At 51.9% G+C, this 19,191-nt stretch carries 16 protein-coding genes; 10 read left to right on the top strand and 6 right to left on the bottom strand.

Going from position 1 to position 19,191, the window contains the following annotated elements; translation table 11 throughout:
- Positions 1–42: 42 nt before the first annotated feature.
- The 3 genes from NEA10_RS14310 to glpX all read right to left on the bottom strand — a co-directional run bounded on the left by NEA10_RS14310 (position 43) and on the right by glpX (position 4,554).
- Positions 43–1,821, bottom strand: coding sequence for a sugar phosphorylase (locus NEA10_RS14310; protein WP_252661599.1), 1,779 nt, complete (start codon positions 1,819–1,821; stop codon positions 43–45).
- 296 nt (positions 1,822–2,117) lie between these two features.
- Positions 2,118–3,404 (bottom strand): glutamyl-tRNA reductase, encoded by a 1,287-nt coding sequence (locus tag NEA10_RS14305; RefSeq protein ID WP_252661597.1) that lies wholly within the window; start codon positions 3,402–3,404, stop codon positions 2,118–2,120.
- A gap of 112 nt (positions 3,405–3,516) precedes the next feature.
- Positions 3,517–4,554, bottom strand: coding sequence for a class II fructose-bisphosphatase (glpX, locus tag NEA10_RS14300; protein ID WP_252661595.1), 1,038 nt, complete (start codon positions 4,552–4,554; stop codon positions 3,517–3,519).
- A gap of 718 nt (positions 4,555–5,272) precedes the next feature.
- On the opposite strand from glpX, the gene NEA10_RS14295 reads away from it, so the two are divergent.
- Positions 5,273–7,027 carry a ShlB/FhaC/HecB family hemolysin secretion/activation protein gene (locus NEA10_RS14295; protein ID WP_252661585.1) on the top strand — a complete coding sequence of 585 codons (1,755 nt, stop codon included), beginning with the start codon at positions 5,273–5,275 and terminating at the stop codon, positions 7,025–7,027.
- Between the two features lie 6 nt (positions 7,028–7,033).
- On the opposite strand, the gene NEA10_RS14290 is transcribed toward NEA10_RS14295, so the two are convergent.
- Positions 7,034–7,696 carry a class I SAM-dependent methyltransferase gene (locus NEA10_RS14290; protein ID WP_252661583.1) on the bottom strand — a complete coding sequence of 221 codons (663 nt, stop codon included), beginning with the start codon at positions 7,694–7,696 and terminating at the stop codon, positions 7,034–7,036.
- Positions 7,697–7,760: 64 nt separating this feature from the next.
- On the opposite strand from NEA10_RS14290, the gene NEA10_RS14285 reads away from it, so the two are divergent.
- The 4 genes from NEA10_RS14285 (at position 7,761) to NEA10_RS14270 (ending at position 12,304) form a co-directional block, all read left to right on the top strand.
- Positions 7,761–8,144 carry a DoxX family protein gene (locus NEA10_RS14285; RefSeq protein ID WP_252661581.1) on the top strand — a complete coding sequence of 128 codons (384 nt, stop codon included), beginning with the start codon at positions 7,761–7,763 and terminating at the stop codon, positions 8,142–8,144.
- A 221-nt stretch (positions 8,145–8,365) separates the two neighbouring features.
- Entirely contained in the window at positions 8,366–9,226 is an 861-nt protein-coding gene (locus NEA10_RS14280) for an NAD(P)-dependent oxidoreductase (RefSeq protein ID WP_252661579.1), read from the top strand.
- Between the two features lie 3 nt (positions 9,227–9,229).
- On the top strand, positions 9,230–9,793 hold the full coding sequence (locus NEA10_RS14275; protein ID WP_252661577.1) for a Uma2 family endonuclease: 564 nt from the start codon (positions 9,230–9,232) through the stop codon (positions 9,791–9,793).
- Between the two features lie 99 nt (positions 9,794–9,892).
- A complete protein-coding gene (locus NEA10_RS14270) occupies positions 9,893–12,304 on the top strand; it encodes an endonuclease MutS2 (RefSeq protein WP_252661575.1) in 2,412 nt (803 codons plus the stop codon).
- Positions 12,305–12,396: 92 nt separating this feature from the next.
- Here the strand turns inward: NEA10_RS14270 and NEA10_RS14265 are convergent, their stop codons facing one another.
- Positions 12,397–12,648, bottom strand: a complete 252-nt coding sequence (locus NEA10_RS14265; protein WP_252661573.1) for a hypothetical protein — start codon at positions 12,646–12,648, stop codon at positions 12,397–12,399.
- Positions 12,649–12,796: 148 nt separating this feature from the next.
- Between NEA10_RS14265 and NEA10_RS14260 the strand changes: the two genes are divergently transcribed.
- The gene (locus tag NEA10_RS14260; protein WP_252661564.1) at positions 12,797–13,057 is read left to right on the top strand and encodes a hypothetical protein; all 261 of its coding nucleotides are present in this window, start codon (positions 12,797–12,799) and stop codon (positions 13,055–13,057) included.
- 42 nt (positions 13,058–13,099) lie between these two features.
- Here the strand turns inward: NEA10_RS14260 and NEA10_RS14255 are convergent, their stop codons facing one another.
- Positions 13,100–13,981: a mechanosensitive ion channel family protein gene (locus tag NEA10_RS14255; protein WP_252661562.1), complete on the bottom strand. Its 882-nt coding sequence runs from the start codon at positions 13,979–13,981 to the stop codon at positions 13,100–13,102.
- A 266-nt stretch (positions 13,982–14,247) separates the two neighbouring features.
- Here NEA10_RS14255 and psb35 point away from each other — a divergent pair, with 266 nt between their 5' ends.
- From psb35 to glgB, 4 genes are all read left to right on the top strand, one after another.
- The gene (gene psb35 / locus NEA10_RS14250) at positions 14,248–14,439 is read left to right on the top strand and encodes a photosystem II assembly protein Psb35 (RefSeq protein ID WP_252661560.1); all 192 of its coding nucleotides are present in this window, start codon (positions 14,248–14,250) and stop codon (positions 14,437–14,439) included.
- Between the two features lie 89 nt (positions 14,440–14,528).
- The gene (locus tag NEA10_RS14245) at positions 14,529–14,894 is read left to right on the top strand and encodes a hypothetical protein (RefSeq protein ID WP_252661558.1); all 366 of its coding nucleotides are present in this window, start codon (positions 14,529–14,531) and stop codon (positions 14,892–14,894) included.
- 161 nt (positions 14,895–15,055) lie between these two features.
- Positions 15,056–16,477: a hypothetical protein gene (locus NEA10_RS14240; RefSeq protein WP_252661556.1), complete on the top strand. Its 1,422-nt coding sequence runs from the start codon at positions 15,056–15,058 to the stop codon at positions 16,475–16,477.
- 427 nt (positions 16,478–16,904) lie between these two features.
- On the top strand, positions 16,905–19,157 hold the full coding sequence (gene glgB / locus NEA10_RS14235; protein ID WP_252661554.1) for a 1,4-alpha-glucan branching protein GlgB: 2,253 nt from the start codon (positions 16,905–16,907) through the stop codon (positions 19,155–19,157).
- Positions 19,158–19,191 lie beyond the last annotated feature (34 nt).

The following is a 19,191-nucleotide window of genomic DNA, read 5'->3' as shown; positions in this document are numbered from 1 at the left end:
CATAACCCACCCCAACCCCTCCCAGGAGGGGATTTTTCGCCCCTACTTCTCAAGGCGATCGAACTTATTGGTAATCCACATCGATTGATAGGGGTCTAACACCACATCTTGATAGAGATCTGTGATGAGAGTCCCGCCAATTAAATCACACCAGGGATCGGTGCAGACCAAATTCAGCTCAGTTAGGGGGAGTTTCTTAGGGCGATCGCTCAAATTGTGAATCGAAAAAATACTCTGATCTCGATTCATACTTTGACGCCAAAACCCAAACAACGCTTTCTTCAAATGCAACGTATATTGAGTCGCATTGGGATGAAACGCCGGTTGTTGGCGGCGAATGCCAATTAAACGGCTCAATTCTCCTAACACCTGTGCCTGGGGTGAGGTCGTATCCTCCAACTGCGCGAATAACTCCGCCTCATCCCATTGATGACGATTGATAGAACGCTTGCGCCCGGTTTGAGCCACCTTCTGATGGTCATTCCCAGTGGCTAACAAACTATGGATATAAAAGGCGGGAATCCCCTCTAAGGACATCATAATCGTCTGAGAGCAGAGGAACCGCTGAATTTGCCACTCATCCTCACCCTTGACGGTTCCCTTGAGGGCTTCAAATAGGGAAATATTGATTTCATAGGGACTTTCCGAGCCATCGGACTGTTGGCGCATACTAATTTCGCCGCCAAACTGTTTCATGGTGGCGATGAGTTGCTCATACTCATCCTCGGTGAGTAATCCTTCTGTGGGCCGCAAGCCAATTCCATCATGGGAGGCAGTGAAATTAAAGTAGGCGCAGCCGAGAGGGGCCGGGGGCATACTCATCATCCAAGTCCGTAAATGGTCGGATTTCCCTTGTAACAGGGCATTGAGCAAGAGGGGAGGCAGACTGAAGTTGTAAATCATATGTGCCTCATTCCGGTTGCCAAAATAGCTTAAGTTTTCCCGGTTGGGCACGTTGGTTTCTGTAATCAGGGCAATTTGAGGATTGAGGGTTTGCAGAATTTCCCGCAGAACTTTGATGAGGGCGTGGGTTTGCGGTAGATGAATGCAGGGGGTTCCTAATTCTTTCCAAAGATAGCCAATGGCGTCGAGGCGGATATATTTGGCCCCCGCTTGCACGTAGTAGAGCAAAATATCGACAAATTCCATAAACACATCGGGGTTCGCGAAGTTGAGATCCACCTGATCCTCGCTAAAGGTGGCCCAAATATGTTTTTCTCCCTCGGGGGTTTCCACCCGAACTAAGAGGGGACTGTTACGTGGCCGTACCACTTGGGAGACATCGGTATCAGCATCGACGCAGATGAAATAGTCACAACCGGGCTTTTGCCCCTGTTTGAACTGTTGAAACCACTCGCTTTCACTGGAGGTGTGATTGATGACGAGATCCACCATTAAGTTGAACTCACGGGCGATCGCCTTGACGTCCTCCCAGGTTCCCAGTTCCGGGTTGATGGCCCGATAGTCAATCACCGCAAAGCCATCATCGGAACTATAGGGGCAAAAGGGAAGGATATGCACGCCGGTGATGGTGTCTTTGAGATAGCGCCTTAGGAAGTTCCCCAGGGTGACGAGGGGAGTTTCGCCCTCACGGCGGATGCTGTCACCGTAGGTAATCAGCAGGATATTATCTTGACTCCATTTGCCCAAATCTTCATCGAGAGACTTGCTGAGGAGGGGGGCTAAATGGGCGTAAATGCGATCGAGTAGGGATTGTGCGGTGTCTTCGTCATAGACGGATTGCAGGAGGGGGAGGATACGTCGGGTGAAGATGTCATAGGGAGGATTGAGGGTGGGGGAGGAGGGAATGAATGAACTCATAAGACAAGATTGTCAGCGAATGAATCGGGTTAACGGTTTAGGGTAAGAGGTTGGCGATCGCCACGTTGACGGTTTCGTTACCGCTTGGGGACAAGATGAGCGCTAATTGAGCCGTTATGTTATGAAAACTTGAAGTTTAAGCCTGAATCCGGCAACTGTTGGTGAAATTTTGCTACGGGTTTTCCTAGACTAAGATAGATTGTCACTAGGGACAAAAAATTGTCATAAAAATCGAGACGCACCTAGGGAACGTCTCGATCTGCTGTTAAGGATTATTCTTAAGCTGGAACGGTTCGTCAGCTGCGAGCGATTTCTTCTTCGAGTTCTAAATCAAAGAGAAGATGGAGGGTTTTCATCGCGCGACGGCGGGCTTCAATATCTTGTTGGGCCCGCAGTTGCACCATGGGGTCATGTAAGATTTTGTTGACAATCCCCCGGGTTAAGGCTTCGATGACCTCTTGGTGTTTTTCGGCAAATTCAGCACCGAGACGAGACAGGGCTTTTTCTAGTTCCTGTTCGCGGATGGTTTCGACTTTGCGGCGTAGGCTGCTGATGGTGGGGACGGTTTCGAGCGATCGCCACCAAGACTCAAAGCTGGCTAACTCCTCTTCAAGGAGGCTTTCGGCTTCCAGAGCCATTTGACGGCGGCTTTCTTGGTTTTGGGCCACCACGGCTTTGAGGTCATCGACATTAAAGCAATGAACCTCCTCTAACTCACTGACATTGGCGTGAACATTCCGAGGAACTGCAATATCAAACAGCATCAACCCCGGATGGGCCACGGCCCGTAAGTTATCCGCATGGAGAATAGGCTCCGTTGCACCGGTTCCGGTGAACACCATATCCGAGTCGGCCACGGCGGCTAACATCTCATCCCAAGGACGAACGGTGATATGAGCATCGGGGAACTTGGCCGCCAGTTCCTCGGCTCGGGTTTGGGAGCGATTGACGAGGGTGAGGCTATTGGCCCCTTTGGCGATCGCATGTTGCACCAACAGGCGCGACATTTTTCCGGCCCCGAGAATGCAAAGGCGCTGACTTCCCAAGTTGGGGACTTTCATCTGAGCCAACTCAACGGCGGCGGAACTAATGGAGACGGCGCCGGTTCCGATGCTGGTTTCGGTACGAACCCGTTTCCCCGCACTGATGGACTGTTTAAATAGCTGATTGAGAACTCGTCCCACCCCTTTGTACTTCTGGCTGAGTTTATGGGTGGTCTTCACCTGTGCCAGAATTTGTCCTTCACCTAAGACTAAACTCTCTAGGCCCGCACTCACCCGTAACAGGTGCATGACTGCATCTTGGTGTAACAGGACAAACAGGTAGGGACGTAATTGGGGCAGATAAATCCGAGAACGATCCGCTAGGAACTGGCTCACTTCTCGAACCGCAGGTTCAGTGTCTTTGGCAATGAAATAGATTTCGAGGCGGTTACAGGTACTCAGCAGAGCCACTTCTTCAATGTTGGGATAGCTCGAAAGCTGGGCGATCGCGGCCTCAATTTGCGGTTCCGGGATACTCAGTTTTTCACGAATTTCGACTGGCGTTGTTTTGTGGCTTAGCCCAACAACAGCGATATTCATAATGATTTGGTAAGAGTTTGTTATCAGGGTTGGAGTCGAATCGGAGGGGTTCCCCTAAGGCTCAGTATAGCGCGAACCTGGGAAACGTCCCCCCGTCAAGTCAAAAGGCGCTCTATTTCAGTTGCAAGCGACGGGGTGCATCCGTCATGTGAACGGTATCGACGAAGCGAGCCGTTTTGCTTTGACTGGAGATGACCAAAGACTGAGTCCGAGCGCCGCCGTGGAAGAAGCGCACCCCTTCCATGAGGGTTCCGGGGGTAATCCCGCAGGCGGCGAACAAGACGGTTTCACCGCAGGCCAGTTCATGGGCATCATAGACTTTATCGGGGTCGTCAATGCCCATGCTCGCGAGCCGTTCGAGGTTGCTTTCTTTGCTCTCACCAATCAAGCCCGTTTTTACCACGGCGGGGTCATAGATGAGTTGTCCTTGGAAGTGACCCCCCAGACAGCGCATGGCGGCGGCAGAAATCACCCCTTCAGGAGCGGCCCCAATTCCCATCAGTGCGTGGATGTTCGTCCCCGCGAAGGCGCAGGAAATCGCGGCGGACACATCGCCATCACTAATCAGACGCACCCGGGCGCCGGCGTTGCGGATTTCTTGAACCAAGTCTTTGTGACGGGGGCGGTCCATGACCACGACCACCAATTCTTCCACACTACGATCCATGCAATCTGCCAGGATGCGGAGGTTTTCCGTGGCTGATTTACGGATGTCCACATGGTTTTTAGCTACAGCGGGGGCGGCTAATTTTTTCATGTAGAAGTCAGGAGCGGCAAACAGGCCTCCTTTTTCGGAAATTGCCAACACCGCCATGGAGCCATTTTGTCCGTAGGCGACGAGGTTGGTTCCTTCACAGGGGTCAACGGCGATATCGATTTCAACCAATTCGTCGGGGTTGCAGAATTGTTTGGCGTTTTCTTGGGTACAAATTCCGACTTCTTCGCCAATGTAGAGCATGGGGGCATCATCGCGCTCCCCTTCTCCAATGACGATACGACCGCGCATATGAATCTGGTTCATACGCTCACGCATGGCTTCTACAGCCACTTGGTCGGCGGTGTTTTTCTCACCTTTCCCCATCCAATGAGCGGAGGCGATCGCCGCCTGCTCAACGACTTCAATAATTTCTAGCCCGAGGGTACTTTCCACGAATTCTATTCTCCCAAAAGATATTTATAGGTGAGTTCGATGGGACTTGCTCCCATTTTTTGTAAACGAACTCTTAACAGTTTTTCCGGGACGAATGCTGTCTGTTTAAGGACAGCAACGCTCCTTGAACATGAGAACTCGGCATTTTCCTGTGGATTCCATCTCTGGAGGTTCACCACTCACTAGAAAATGCCACACCGGACAATCTTACGATATTTCCGGACGTTTCGCTGTCAAGCTGTCATCAAAAGTTTTGAGGATTTGAGTGAGCGAAACCCAGGAGAACGCAACTTGACAGGCTTGTGGTCAAGTCTCCCATAGATAGAAGTCACAATCAAGATAGCTCTCAATTTCCCAACCCCGACTGTTCGCCAGATTGTTGATGTCCAGGAGCAGCGTCTGTTGGGTTCGGGTAAAAGTGTATCAGAGGTCGGTTGCCCTGGGACTGCCGCAACGCTAATTTGGTTAGTTTTGTGGCTTAGCGGTTGCTGTCCTGTCTCGGGCTGGGGGAAATGGTGGAATAACGGTAGTTTCCTCCGCTTCCCTAAGGCAGTGGCCCTTAACGGGCCCTCCGGGAGCCAGTTCCTGAAATTTCCGGGTGCGGGTTGAAAACCGATGAAGATATGCCAAACTGGTGGGCGGACTCCTTCAACTGTTGAGGGACAACTCACCTGCTGACCAGTTTAGGGATATCTTTGCAGATATTATTTTTCCTTGGATGGGCAAACATAATCATGACGGTTACGATTCCCCGGGGGTGTTGCTGATGGGGATGACGGTAGTGGCGATGGCCCTACCGTCCCCTGGGGTGGCCGTAGAGACTGGGGCCTCTCAAACACCCGCACCCCGTTACTTAGCCCAAGTTCGTCCAGTCCCTGATGATCCATTTCCTGAGTTAGGAGATCCCCAGCCACTCCCCTCACCGGAGGAGTTACTTCCACCCCGTCCCGATGGAGATCGGGAGGAACGCCTCGATCACCTTGATGGCCAGCTAGAGGTACGGGGCTATCGTGTGGAGGGAAGCACCCGTTTTACGGCGGAGGACTTTGTACCTATCTTGGAACCGTTTATCGGTGAGATGTCCTTTGCGGATTTATTGCAAGCCCGTTCAGCCATTACCCAGTTTTATGTAGACCAAGGCTACATCACCTCGGGGGCCTTACTTCCCCCTCAAACGATTGAGGATGGGATTGTGACGATTCAGGTGGTTGAGGGGGCGTTAGAGGATATTGTGGTGACGGGCGATCGCCGTCTGAATCCGGGGTATGTGCGATCGCGCCTCAATTTGGCGGCCCAAACTCCCCTTAATATCAATGATCTTTTAGAAGCCTTACAGTTATTGCAACTTGATCCGCTGATTGAGAATCTCTCGGCGGAACTCTCGGCCAGTCCTCGTCCGGGGTTTAATTTGCTGGAGGTGGAGATTAGTGAGGCCCCCAGTTTTCGCCCGTTGCTGAGGATTGACAGTGGGCGATCGCCCACGGTGGGGGCCTATCGCGGGACGGTGGAACTGCGGGAAGCTAATCTGACGGGCTGGGGCGATCGCGCTCGTCTGAGTTACAGTGGCACCCAGGGCAGTCATGAACTCCAGGCTGGCTATCGTCGGCCGATTAATCCCCGCAATGGAACCCTGGAAACCTCATTTCGCCTGACAGGGAGTGAAATTATTGAACGTCCCTTTGATCAGTTGAATCTCACCGCTGACTCTCGGGATTTTGAACTCACCTATCGTCAACCCCTTCATCGCTCCCCGGGGGAGGAATTTGCTCTAGGGTTGACCTTTTCGCGTCGGGAAAGTGACACCTCATTGTTAGAGCAACCTTTTCCCCTTTCGGTGGGGGCGAATGAGCGAGGGGAAACCCGTCTCTCGGTGTTCCGTTTTTTCCAGGAATGGACACAACGGGGATCTCAGGAAGTGTTGGCGGCGCGATCGCAGTTCAACTGGGGGATTCCCATTTTCGGCAATGACACCATCAACAGTAGCGAACCCGATGGTCGCTTTTTCAATTGGCGAGGACAAGCCCAATATCTACGCCTGCTGGCCCCCGACGGAACCGCCCTATTATTGCGATCTGATGTGCAACTGTCAGCCACCTCTGTGGTCCCCCTAGAACGGTTTGGGTTAGGGGGGAACTTTAGCGTACGGGGCTATAGCCAAGATTTTCTCTTAGCCGATAGTGGCCTGTTCGCCTCGGCGGAAGTGCGATTCCCCATTTGGACGGCCAATGGAGGTGAGAATCGTTTAGAATTGCGGCCCTTTGTGGATGTGGGGACGGTTTGGAATCAGGGAGACGCCAGTGTGGATACGAACACTCTCGCCTCCCTGGGATTGGGGATTCACTTAGGCTTGGGCGATCGCTTCTCGGCCAAACTAGACTGGGGGATTCCCCTGGTTAACGTCCAAGAACAGGAAAACCGTGATGTCTTCCAGCGTCAGGAACTCTATTTTCAGCTTGAATGGCAACCCTTTTAAGGGCAATTAGGGCAATTTGACCCGGGTTTTTTCGCCAATCACTGCGTAGAAGGGGTCAGCTCCAGGAAATCCCATCATTTGCAAAATCGGGGGAACGTCAGAGGTTTTAATGATCACCTCCGGTTCTGCAAAACCGGGAACGGCTTGAAAATAGCGTTTCACCAGTTGCACTCGACTAGCTTCACTTCCCTCCCGCCAGGCTTGAATGGCTTTTTGGTAGAACATTCGGTTGGAGAAGCTGATGATGGCCAGTCCGCCGGGTTTGAGGATGCGGTGGATTTCGGCGAACACCGCTTCAGGATGTTGGAGGTACTGCACCGAGACGGCGTTGAGAACGGCGTCAAACTGCTCATCGGCGTAGGGGAGTTGAGGGGTGTGATTGAGGTTTTGGACGATGTAATGGTCTAATTGGGGGTTTTTCTCCAGTTCCGCCTCGTTCATCCCATGGCCCTCTACATGAGCAAAGGGGATGTCCTCGGGCAGATGGGACACCCAGCTACTCATGAGGTCGAGGATGTGGCTGTTGGCTTGGAGGCGATCGCGATACAATTGCGTCAGTTGGTCGATGAAGCTCTCATCCACATGGGTGACGAAGCGCGGAATTTCGTAAAATCGGGCATCATCGCTACTGTCGAGTTTGGTGCGATCGCGGTCTTGCAAGATTCCCATGGCAGTCAATTTGTCAAGTGATGTTATCAAAACTCAATAATCTTAAGTATAAGGAGTTGTGGCCATGAATTACATCCCTGTAGTCGCTCGCTTTTTCCTAGCGGCCATCTTTTTACGCGCTGGTGTTTCTAAAATCTTTGGCTTCGACGGGGTTGCCGCAATGATGGGCAATATAGGATTACCGTTTCCAGAGGTTTTATTAGTGGGAACCATTGCCTTTCAGATTTTGGGCAGTCTATCTTTAATTTTGGGCTACAAAACGAGAATTGGGGTGATATTACTCATTATTTTTATTGTTCCCACTAGCATCATTTTTCACAATCCAACTGACCCAACGGAAACGACAAACTTTTTCAAGAATTTAGGACTGCTTGGGGGATTGATGATGACCCTCTATTCGGGGGCAGGACCGGTGAGTCTTGATCATCGCTTGGGGGGATATCGGTAGAACCCACCCCAGCCCCTCCCAGGAGATAACCCACCCCAGCCCCTCCCAGGAGGGGATAACCCACCCCAACCCCTCCCAGGAGGGGATAACCCACCCCAGGCGAACCGTAGGGTGCGTTCTGGCTCAACATCATTGTAAGCTTTGAAACTGCCATTTGAACTTGCCAGAACGCACCGCTCGCTAGGGAATCATTATTCTCATAATTCAAGGAATAAAAAAACATGAAAATTGGCATTTTAGGAACCGGTTTAATGGGGCAACCCATGGCACTCAAACTACTAGAAGCCAACTATGACATCATCGCCTATAACCGTACCGCCGCCAAACTAGACCCCATTAAAGCCGCTGGAGGCGCGATCGCATCCTCTCCCGTCGAGGTTCTCCAACAAGCTGACTGTCTCATCACCATGCTCACCAATGCGGCGGCCATTCAGGAAACGCTCCTCAGTGACGCGGCTAAAGCAAAATGGACGGGGAAAACGTTAATGCAAATGGCAACCATTGCCCCCAGTGAAAGTCAAACCCTACAACAAAAGATTGAAGCGGCTGGGGGTGCTTATCTGGAAGCCCCCGTGTTGGGAAGTATTCCTCAAGTTAAAACTGGAGAATTGTTGGTGATGGTGGGGGCAACTCCGGCGTTGTTTGAGCAATGTTTGCCTGTTTTACAAGTGTTCGGCAAGGAGCCTGTTTTGCTGGGAGAGGTGGGCAGTGGTTCCGCTGTTAAATTGGCGATGAATCAACTGATTGGCTCCCTGACAACGGCATTTGCGGCTAGTTTGGCGATGGTGCGTCAGCAGGGACTTGATGTTGAGGCGTTTATGGAGATTGTCCGCCAAAGTGCCTTGTATGCACCGACCTTTGATAAGAAACTCTCGCGGATGATGGCGGGGAATTATGAAAATCCTAATTTCCCCAGTAAGCATTTATTAAAGGATATGAATCTGTTTAGCCGCGAAGCTGAAAAAATGGGAATTGATGCAGGGTTGAGTCAGGCGGTGTCGCAGGTGGTGGAAGAGGCGATCGCCCAAGGTTTGGCAGATTCGGACTATTCGGCGTTGTTTGAGGCGGTGAAAGGAGGTTAACCCATGACGGCGATCGCCCCCAGTCTCTCCCTAGAGGCGTTTTTGCAACAGCCTGAACGCAAACCCTATCAAGAATACATTGAGGGGCAAATTATCCCAAAACCCATGCCACAAGGTCGTCACAGCCGCATCCAGCAAAAATTGATCACGGCCATCAATGCTGTGACGGAACCCGATAAGATTGCCTTAGCCTTGCCAGAATTGCGCTGTAGCTTTGGCGATCGCTCCCTGGTTCCCGATATCGCGGTGTTTTCCTGGGCCCGGATTCCCTTGACGGAAAACGGAGAAATTGGCGATCGCTTTAACGCCGCTCCCGATTGGACGATTGAGATTTTAAGTCCGGAACAATCTTCGACTCGCGTCGCCAGTAATATCCTGTATTGTTTGGCGGCTGAGAGTGAAATGGGTTGGTTGATTGATCCCAAGGAACGACTGGTGCAAGTCTTTGATGGCGATCGCCGCATTATCTCCATCGAACAGGAGGGCGATCGCCTCCCCACCCCCAACTTTGCTCAATCCCTCAACCTCAGTTTGGGAACCCTCTGGAACTGGCTAAAACTGGCATAATCCCGGCCCGAACCCAGCCATTGTTGCAGCCATTGTTGAACGGCCGCAATTCTCGATAGAATAACAACACCACTACCGTCACACCTCACTAAGCTGATCTTGATTCGCGAAGAAACCCTCAATCTCCTAGAATGGCAACGGGTCTGCCAGCATCTCTCCACCTTCGCCGCCACTAAACTCGGGGCTATCGCCGCTCGACAACTGGCCATCCCCGGCGATCGCCAACAGAGTCAACAGCTTCTGCAACAAACCCAGGAAGCCTATGGGTTGGAAATGAATCCTCAAGATGGCTTGACGTTTGGCGGTATTCGTGATATATGGGAAGCCCTAGAACGGGCCGAAATTGGCGGGATGTTGCAAGGGGAGGAACTCCTGAACATCGCCACCACCCTCTCCGGCGCACGACAACTGCGGCGAGTGATCGATAACACTGAATTAGAAGTTCCGGTGTTACGAGAGTTGGTGTCAGAATTACGCACCTATCCCGAGTTGGAACAAGAGATTCACCATTGTATCGACGAACGAGGGGATGTCGCCGATCGCGCCAGCCCCCAACTGGCAGACATCCGACGTCAACTTAAACAGGTGCGCGATCGCATCTACCAAACCCTCAACCGCATCATTCAACGTCAGGGAAGCGCCCTGCAAGAACATCTCATCACCAGTCGGGGCGATCGCTTTGTCTTACCCGTCAAAGCCCCGCAAAAAGAGAAAATCCCCGGAATTGTTCATGACAGTTCCGCCACCGGGGCCACCCTCTATATCGAACCTCGGGCGATCGTCAACGAAAACAACCAACTGCGAACCCTCCAGCGACAAGAGAAAAACGCCGAAGAAGTGGTGTTACGCCAACTCAGCCAAAGCATCGCCGAGGTGATTCCCGATTTAGAGCGATTATTGGCGATCGTCACCCAACTGGATTTAGCCACAGCCCGGGCCCGCTACAGTATCTGGTTAGAGGCCAACCCACCCCGCTTTGTCGAAGCCAACCAAGCCACGGAACTGCGCCAACTGCGTCATCCACTCTTGGTTTGGCAAGAAAAACATGAACAGGGCCAGGCGGTGGTTCCCATTAATGTCTCCATGTCTCCTGACATTCGCGTGGTGACGATTACGGGGCCCAACACGGGGGGTAAAACCGTTACCTTAAAAACCCTCGGCTTAGCCATGTTGATGGCAAAAGTGGGTTTGTTTATTCCGGCGCGGGAACCGGTGGAACTGCCCTGGTTCTCGCAAGTGTTGGCGGATATTGGCGATGAACAGTCTATTGAACAGAGTTTATCCACCTTTTCCGGTCATATCCGCCGTATTAGTCGCATTTTAGAGGCAGTGGCGGAGGATGAGAATGCCTTAGTCTTGTTGGATGAAGTGGGTGCGGGAACCGATCCCTCTGAGGGGAGTGCCTTGGCCATTACCCTGTTGCAATATCTGGGCGATCGCACTCGTTTGACGGTGGCCACAACTCACTTTGGCGAGTTAAAGGCCTTGAAATACGAAGATTCCCGCTTTGAGAATGCCTCAGTGGAGTTTGACGACGAGAGTTTATCCCCCACCTATCGCCTGTTATGGGGGATTCCCGGCCGTTCCAATGCCATGCAGATTGCCCGACGACTGGGGTTAGCCGCCGAGGTGGTGGATTCGGCCCAGAATTATGTCCGTTCGGGGATTAGTGTTGATGTCAATGAAACCATTGCCGAGTTGGAAGCGCAACGGCGGCGACAGGAAACCAAAGCCGATGAAGCCAGTCAGATTGTGGCCCAGGCGGAACGGTTGAATCAAGAGATTAGTGAGAAGGCCGAACAGTTACGCCGTCGCGAGGAAAACCTGAAACTGCAACAGGAACAAGCGGTTCAGGCGGCCATTGATGAGGCAAAAGCGGAAATTGCCAAGGTGATTCGTCGCTTGCAACAGGGCCATGCGACGGCTCAGGATGCTCAACAGGCCACTGAGGCTATGGAGCGTATTCGTCAGCAACGGCTCCCCAGTGCCTCGAAACCGCCGAAACCCAAACCGGGATTTGCCCCGAAGGTGGGCGATCGCGTTCGCATTCCCCGCTTAGGGCAAACGGCGGAGGTGTTGGCGATTGAGAAAGAGGGTGAGTTAACGGTGCGCTTCGGGTTAATGAAGATGGAGGTTCCCTTGGCGGATGTGGAATCGCTGTCTGGGGAAAAACCGGATCTACCCCAGCCGAAAGCTAAAGCCACCCCTGAGAAATCCAGTCAGACGGCGGCCCCGGCGGCTACAGTGAAGACGGCCCCCCTTGTGCGTACCTCACAAAATACCTTGGATGTGCGGGGAAGTCGGGTACATGAGGCTGAACCTCGCTTAGAGGAGGCGATCGCCCAGGCGGTTCCGGTTGGGGGTGCGTTGTGGATTATTCATGGTAAGGGAACTGGCAAGTTACGCCAGGGAGTTCATGAGATTTTGGGGCGATCGCCGCATATTAAAAACTTCGAGTTGGCCCCACAAAAGGAAGGCGGCGCGGGGGTAACGGTAGCTTATCTCGAGTGATGATTGGGGACTGGCGAGGGTGGTGCGTTCTATTCTCAAGTACAAGCATGAGTTACACAGTCTGTTCTCTTTACCCCTGCCCTGACCGAAATTCATCGTTCCTTGATGATTTCATCAATAGTAACTTTCTGCTTCGCCCATACCGAGCAAATCTCGGCCAAGTTCTTCAGGTTAGTTATGGCAGCTTTTTCTAGCTGCCCGTCGCGAGCGCGAGTCAGCGTGTGGCGGGTTACGGCGAACGGTTTGTCGGCTATCTGTTTATGTACGGCATAAACAGATAGTGGCTCTCCATCTTTGCCAACTGGCCACCACTGCGAAATGTCCACTACGTCAACTTTTACCATTGGCCTTCCCAACATCACAGGAGCTATTTTAGCCTATGTTGCACGGTCTGCTGCCAGGATAACAGACGTTTTGCCAATCTGTCACTTGACAAACTGACAGTCAGTTAGCACACTCAGGTAATCCGTTTAAAAAGCAAAAAGACCGATTATGGCCAACACGATCAAAGCCCAACGCGCCGAGATTCTGTTGGGAGATATCTCCTTAGAGATTTTCATGCTCCCAGATGGCACCTATTGTATGAGCCAAACCCAGGTGGCGCGATCTGTCGAGCGTGACTTACAAGAGCTGGGAGATGCCTACGCCACCAACGACATCATTCGAGGTGAAAACGAGGAACTACAGCGTCAACTCAAAGCCCACGGCATCGAGCCATTCCAAGACTGGCCCTCAGAAGAATGTCGCGACTGATTCCCCCGATCGGCGATCGCTCCTTTCTCAATTAGAACAGTCCTAATTCTGACTCTCCGAACGGGAAAACAACTCATTAAACTCCCGCTGGTCATAATGATAGACCGTGCGAATGGGATAGGGAATACTAATATCAGCGCGATCGCAGGCCGCCTTGAGGGCAATCATCACCCGCGTTTGGGCCCGCCGCACCTCCAATCGTTGCGGTAACGTCCAGTAGCGCACTAACAAATCAATAGAACTATCCCCAAATCCCACCACATCCACTTCCACCTCCGGTTCCGTCATAATCCCCTCCACCCCATCAAGAGCCTCTTTTAAGACTTGAACCGCCATGGGTAGGGGAGTATTGTAATCCACCCCAATCGCCAAATCCGTGCGCCGAGAGGAAAACGCCGTCAACACCGTCACCGGACTGGTAAAGACAATCGAATTGGGAATCAACACCTGCTCGCCGCGATAGGTGCGAATTTGCGTTGAGCGGATGGCCACCTCTTCCACAATCCCCTCAAAATCCCCCACGATAATCTGATCATGGAGTTCAAAGGGTTCTTGCAACAATAGCAAAATCCCCGCCAGGAAATTCTTAAAGATATCCTGAAAGGCAAAACCAATGGCCACCGAACCCAAACCCAGTAGGGCCACGATATCTCCCAACCCTAAATTGGGAAAGGCAATCACCGCCGCCGCTAGAATCCCCGTCACCCAAGCCGCCACATAGCTAATTTGGGACACCAACGACTGTAGGGAGCGACTTCGCAACAGACGACGCGCACCTTGATAAACCACCCGCTGAAAATTCTTAGCACCCCATTTCGTCAGGGCCAGAATGACTGCGGCCACGAGGATAGCCGGTAATAACTGCACCGCCTCGCCAATGATTTGGATGAGACGAGTTTGGATTTCTTGCAAAATAGCCGTCATGGATATTCTCTGAACAGGGCCGACTAGCCCAACCTTAAAATGACCTGCGATCGCGGGATGCTAAGCCCTTCCCCCGCTAAGACCGCTTGATTTCGTTACTCTAACCTAAGATCTGCCCCGAACCCAACACTCTAACTAAAGACTCTAACTAAAGACTGAGTGCTACATCACAACAACCTCTACTTGTAGGTAGATGTACTCCCCCCCCCTGTCCCCCCTACTATGGTTAGTAACGGTAAACAGAAGACCTTCACACCAACTTACCTATGACTTACTTATTAACAACGGGTGCAGAACAAGCCTTTTCTTATCCCACTTTCGCTGTGATTGTCGGGGTTGTTGGCTTCATCGCCGCAGCAGGTTTAGGCTCACTGGCCTGGTATAACTCCAAGCGTCCGCCCGGTTGGGAAGATAAAGAACGCCCCAACGTCGTGCCTGGTATTGATACGCAACAATAGAGAGCCGCATTTGTTCTGCCAAGTCAAGGCTTTGACAGATTTCTCAATCTAGCATTTGTAAACTGACACCATTAAAGGGAGTTCCCATTATGACAACTGACCAAAACATTAACCAACAAGCCCCCAGTTATGATCGCAACATCACCCCTGCGGAAGTGGGCGATCGCATGAAACAAGAAGGGGAAAACTTCAAGAAAACCCCAGAACCTGCCAAAGACCCCAACCAAGGTCACCTCGACACCACCAAAGGTTACACCGTGGATCGGGAAGGCTTAGCCAACAACTATGCCATTGAACCGGAAATGTACTATGAAGAACCCGGTGACCTACGGGAGAAAGAACAAGCCCTGAAAGCCCAACGGGCCAAAGAGTTAGAAACGGTGAATCAAACCGACGAAGCCGGCAAACTCGAAGCTGACCATGATGATCGTGGCAAAGGTCCTGGTGTAATTTAGAGAACCATCCCAGGTAAATTCCCTAGATGACCCAATTATCCCCCAGGTAGAGATGTGAGCGATCGCATCTCTACTTTTTCATATCATAGATACAGGACGACTCCAACCCCCCATCCGTCCTAACCTTTTGCCGTTTAATTATTCATTACCGATTCTCCAATATGCTCAACACCCCACTACTCCCCGATAAACGGTGGATGTCAATTTGGATCAAATGCACCGCCGTTCTCGCTCTCCTGAATCTGATTCTGGCACTCTTCAACGCTAGTTACGTCCCCCTCCGAGATATCTATCTACGCTATACCCCCCAGGTGGTTCACCTCTACGATCCCATCAAAGGGATTGAACCCCACCCTCAAACCGAACAATACCAAGAAACCTTCGAGCGCCTCCTCAGTCAAATCCCCGACGTTGGCCTCGACTCCCCCGACGTCCAACAATCCCTAGAACGTCTTCAGCAGGAGAGTAACGCTCTCATCGAGGAAAATCCCTTCATCGCCTCCGGTAAATTTAGCACCTTTGCCAAATTACAGCGTCGCATTACCGATCGCCTCGAACAAGATTCCGTCAAAGTTGCCTTTCATCAATTTTGGAGTCCCGAATATTTGCGATCGCAGGATATCCTCAGCGAACTGAACTTCTTTCAAACCAAAATCATCCCCCTCCTCGCCACCAACTACTACCGAAAAATCGACGACAACGGCCAACCCTACGACGGCTACTGGCGCATTGACATCTGGTTTATCGGCTTTTTTGCCCTGGAATTTCTGGCGTTAACCCTCATCGCCTCCCGTCGTCGTGTCGGTCTGAGTTGGTTTGATGCGATGTTGCGGCGGTGGTATGACTGGTTTCTCTTTATTCCCGTCTGGCGTTGGTTGCGGATTCTCCCCGTCACCGTGCGGCTACATCAGGGAAAAGTGGCCAACATTGAACATATCCTCTCTCAAATGATTCATGAGCCGGCCATTTACCTGTCGGATCATATCTCAGAATTTGTCACCATCCGCACCCTCAACCAACTCCAGGAAGCCGTCGAAAACGGGGATGTGGCCCGAGGAATCTTGAATCCCAGCGATTATGTCTCCGTCGGCGAGGCCAATAGTCTACAAGCCATCAGCGATCGCCTCCTAGAACTGAGCATCTATAAGGTTCTCCCCCAAGTCCAGCCGGAAATCAAATCCCTCCTCAACCATTCCATCTCCGAAGCCTTACGGGAATCCGCCTTTATGGAACTGGTGGAAAACGTCCCCGCCTTAGGACATCTTCCCAAAAACGTAACCGACCAACTCGCCGACTACCTCGCCAACGCCACCTGTCAAACCCTTGCCAACGCCTACGCCGACGAATTAGGGCGAGAACGCTTTGACGAACTCACCGGGCAATTCCAGACCGCCCTACGTCAGGAACTACAAGATCAGGCCACCCTCGATGAATTGCAGAGCCTGATTTCCAACGTCTTGCAAGAAGTGAAAATCAACTATGTGCAGCGTTCCGCTCAGCAAGACCCCGAGGAAACCATCGAGAAAGTCGAGGAAGTCTATGATCATATCGAACAACAATCGTCCTTAAACTCTACCCCGTGATAGAGGTTTTCGGTCAGCCAATGTGGCAAGTTAACAGTAGGTTGGGGTCCTCTTGTCCCATTCGAGGCAAACCTTAAAACTAGATTAAGATTCCCAGATTTGTAACTGTTTTGACTTGACGGACACTGGGAAATCTGGAACTGTCAAACCTAACAGGTTCGAGCATTTCTGTCTTCCCCGAGCAGTCAGCGGGTGATGGGCTCAGTCTCTGAAGCCGTGGCCATTGCTCCCCTTGGGTGTTCTTGTGTAGGGCAACAGTTGCCTAAAGCTTGAGACTGCTGTTGCCTGTGATGAGCAGAAATAACGCTTTTTTCAATCAGCATTTTTAGAGTGTTTGGGTCTGTTTGGATAATAGTTTCAAAACAGCCGATCCAACCGTGTTGATGGTAGCTTACGCGGTTTTAACTGACCACCTAATTTCAATATTATGACTATCGTTGCCCCTGAACAAATCCAAAAAATCACCAACAATCAACACCAGAACCCCTTTGAAGTTTTAGGATCTCACAAACTCTCCGACAACAACGGTAAAAGTGCTTGGGTGGTGCGAGCCTATCTCCCCAAAGCCGATGCCGCCTGGGTCATTCGTCCCGAAGAACGGGAGAGTTACCCGATGCACAGCGTCCATCATCCAAATTTCTTTGAATGCGAGATTGAGGCCGCTGAGCTGAAAAACTATCAACTGAAAGTCAAAGAGGGCGATCGCGAACGAGTCTTCTATGACCCCTACGCCTTCCGCTCCGCCAAACTCACCGAATTTGACCGCTATCTCTTCGCCGAAGGCAACCACCATCGCATTTACGAAAAACTCGGCGCCCACCCCACCGAAATCAACGGCATTGCCGGGGTTTACTTTGCCGTCTGGGCCCCCAACGCCCGTAACGTCTCCATCGTTGGCGACTTCAACGAATGGGACGGCCGCAAAGACCAAATGGAACGTACCGAGAGCGGAATCTGGGAACTGTTTATCCCCCAACTGCCCTCAGGAACCATTTATAAATACGAAATCAAAAACCCAGAAGGACACATCTACCTCAAATCTGACCCCTACGGCTTCGCCCAACAAGTGCGGCCCGACACCGCCTCCAAAGTCGTGGACCTCAACCAATACCAATGGCAAGATGAAGACTGGTTAGAACAACGTCGTCACCAAGACCCCCACGACCAGCCCATCTCCGTCTACGAACTCCATGCCGGCTCCTGGCTCCATACCGGCGCGGAACATCCCCCCGACAGCGGTGAGGTGGTGCGCGTCTCCGAGAAACCCGAAGGACGCTTCCTCACCTACCGAGAACTCGCCGACAAACTCATCCCCTACGTCAAAGATCTGGGATACACCCACATTGAACTCCTCCCCATCGCCGAACATCCCTATGATGGTTCCTGGGGCTATCAAGTGGCTGGCTATTTCGCCCCCACCTCCCGCTTCGGCAGTCCCGAAGACTTCATGTATTTCGTTGACCAATGTCACGCCAACGACCTGGGCGTGATTGTGGATTGGGTTCCCGGCCATTTCCCCAAAGATAGCCATGGCCTAGCGTACTTTGACGGAACCCACCTCTACGAACATGACGACCCCCGCAAAGGAGAACACAAAGAATGGGGAACCTACGTCTTCAACTACAGCCGTCACGAAGTCCGTAACTTCCTCGTCTCCAATGCCCTCTTCTGGTTTGACAAGTACCACATCGATGGCATTCGCGTCGATGCCGTGGCCTCGATGCTGTACCTGGACTACAACCGCAACGATGGCGAGTGGGTTCCCAACCGCTACGGCGGCCATGAAAACCTAGAAGCCGCCGACTTCCTACGGCAACTGAACTATCTCATCTTTGGCTATTATCCCGGCATCCTCTCCATCGCCGAAGAATCCACCGCCTGGCCCCTCGTCTCCCGGCCCACCTATCTCGGCGGCTTAGGCTTTAACTTCAAATGGAACATGGGTTGGATGCACGACATGCTGGACTACTTCAGCGAAGATCCCATCCATCGCCGCTATCATCACAACCATGTCACCTTCAGTTTGATGTACGCCTTCAGTGAAAACTTTATGTTGGCGTTATCCCACGATGAGGTGGTGCATGGCAAAGGTAGCCTCTGGGATCGGATGCCTGGGGATGACTGGCAGAAATTCGCCAATCTGCGCTGTCTGTTCAGCTATATGTTTACCCACCCTGGCAAGAAAACCATGTTTATGGGCATGGAGTTTGGCCAGCATAAAGAATGGAATGCTTGGGGAGATTTGCAATGGGAACTGCTCAATCACGAGTCTCATCAGAAGTTTAAGCAGTTCTTCAAAGACCTCAATGGCATCTATCGCAGCCAACCGGCACTCTACACCCAGGACTTCTCCGATGAGGGCTTTGAATGGATTGACTGCAACGATGCCGACAACAGCGTCGTCTCCTTTATCCGCAAAGACCAATACAGCGATGAGTTTGTCGTCACCGTCTGTAACTTCACCCCGGTTCCCCACCATGACTATTGGATTGGTGTGCCCCAGGCCGGCTTCTATGAAGAGCTTTTCAACAGTGATGCCGAATGCTATGGCGGCAGCAATATGGGCAACGGCGGCGGCAAAGCCACAGTGGAGTGGTCGAATCCCAAATGGCACCAGGCCTTGCCCTTATGTTTGCCTCCCTTGAGTGTGATGGTCTTTAAACATAAGCCTGACGCCTAAGCCCTGCTCTCGTCGTGTTATGGCTTTCCTCACT

This window comes from Phormidium yuhuli AB48 (assembly GCF_023983615.1).
Classification (GTDB): domain Bacteria; phylum Cyanobacteriota; class Cyanobacteriia; order Cyanobacteriales; family Geitlerinemataceae; genus Sodalinema; species Sodalinema yuhuli.
This window is presented reverse-complemented; position numbering and strand designations above follow the sequence as displayed.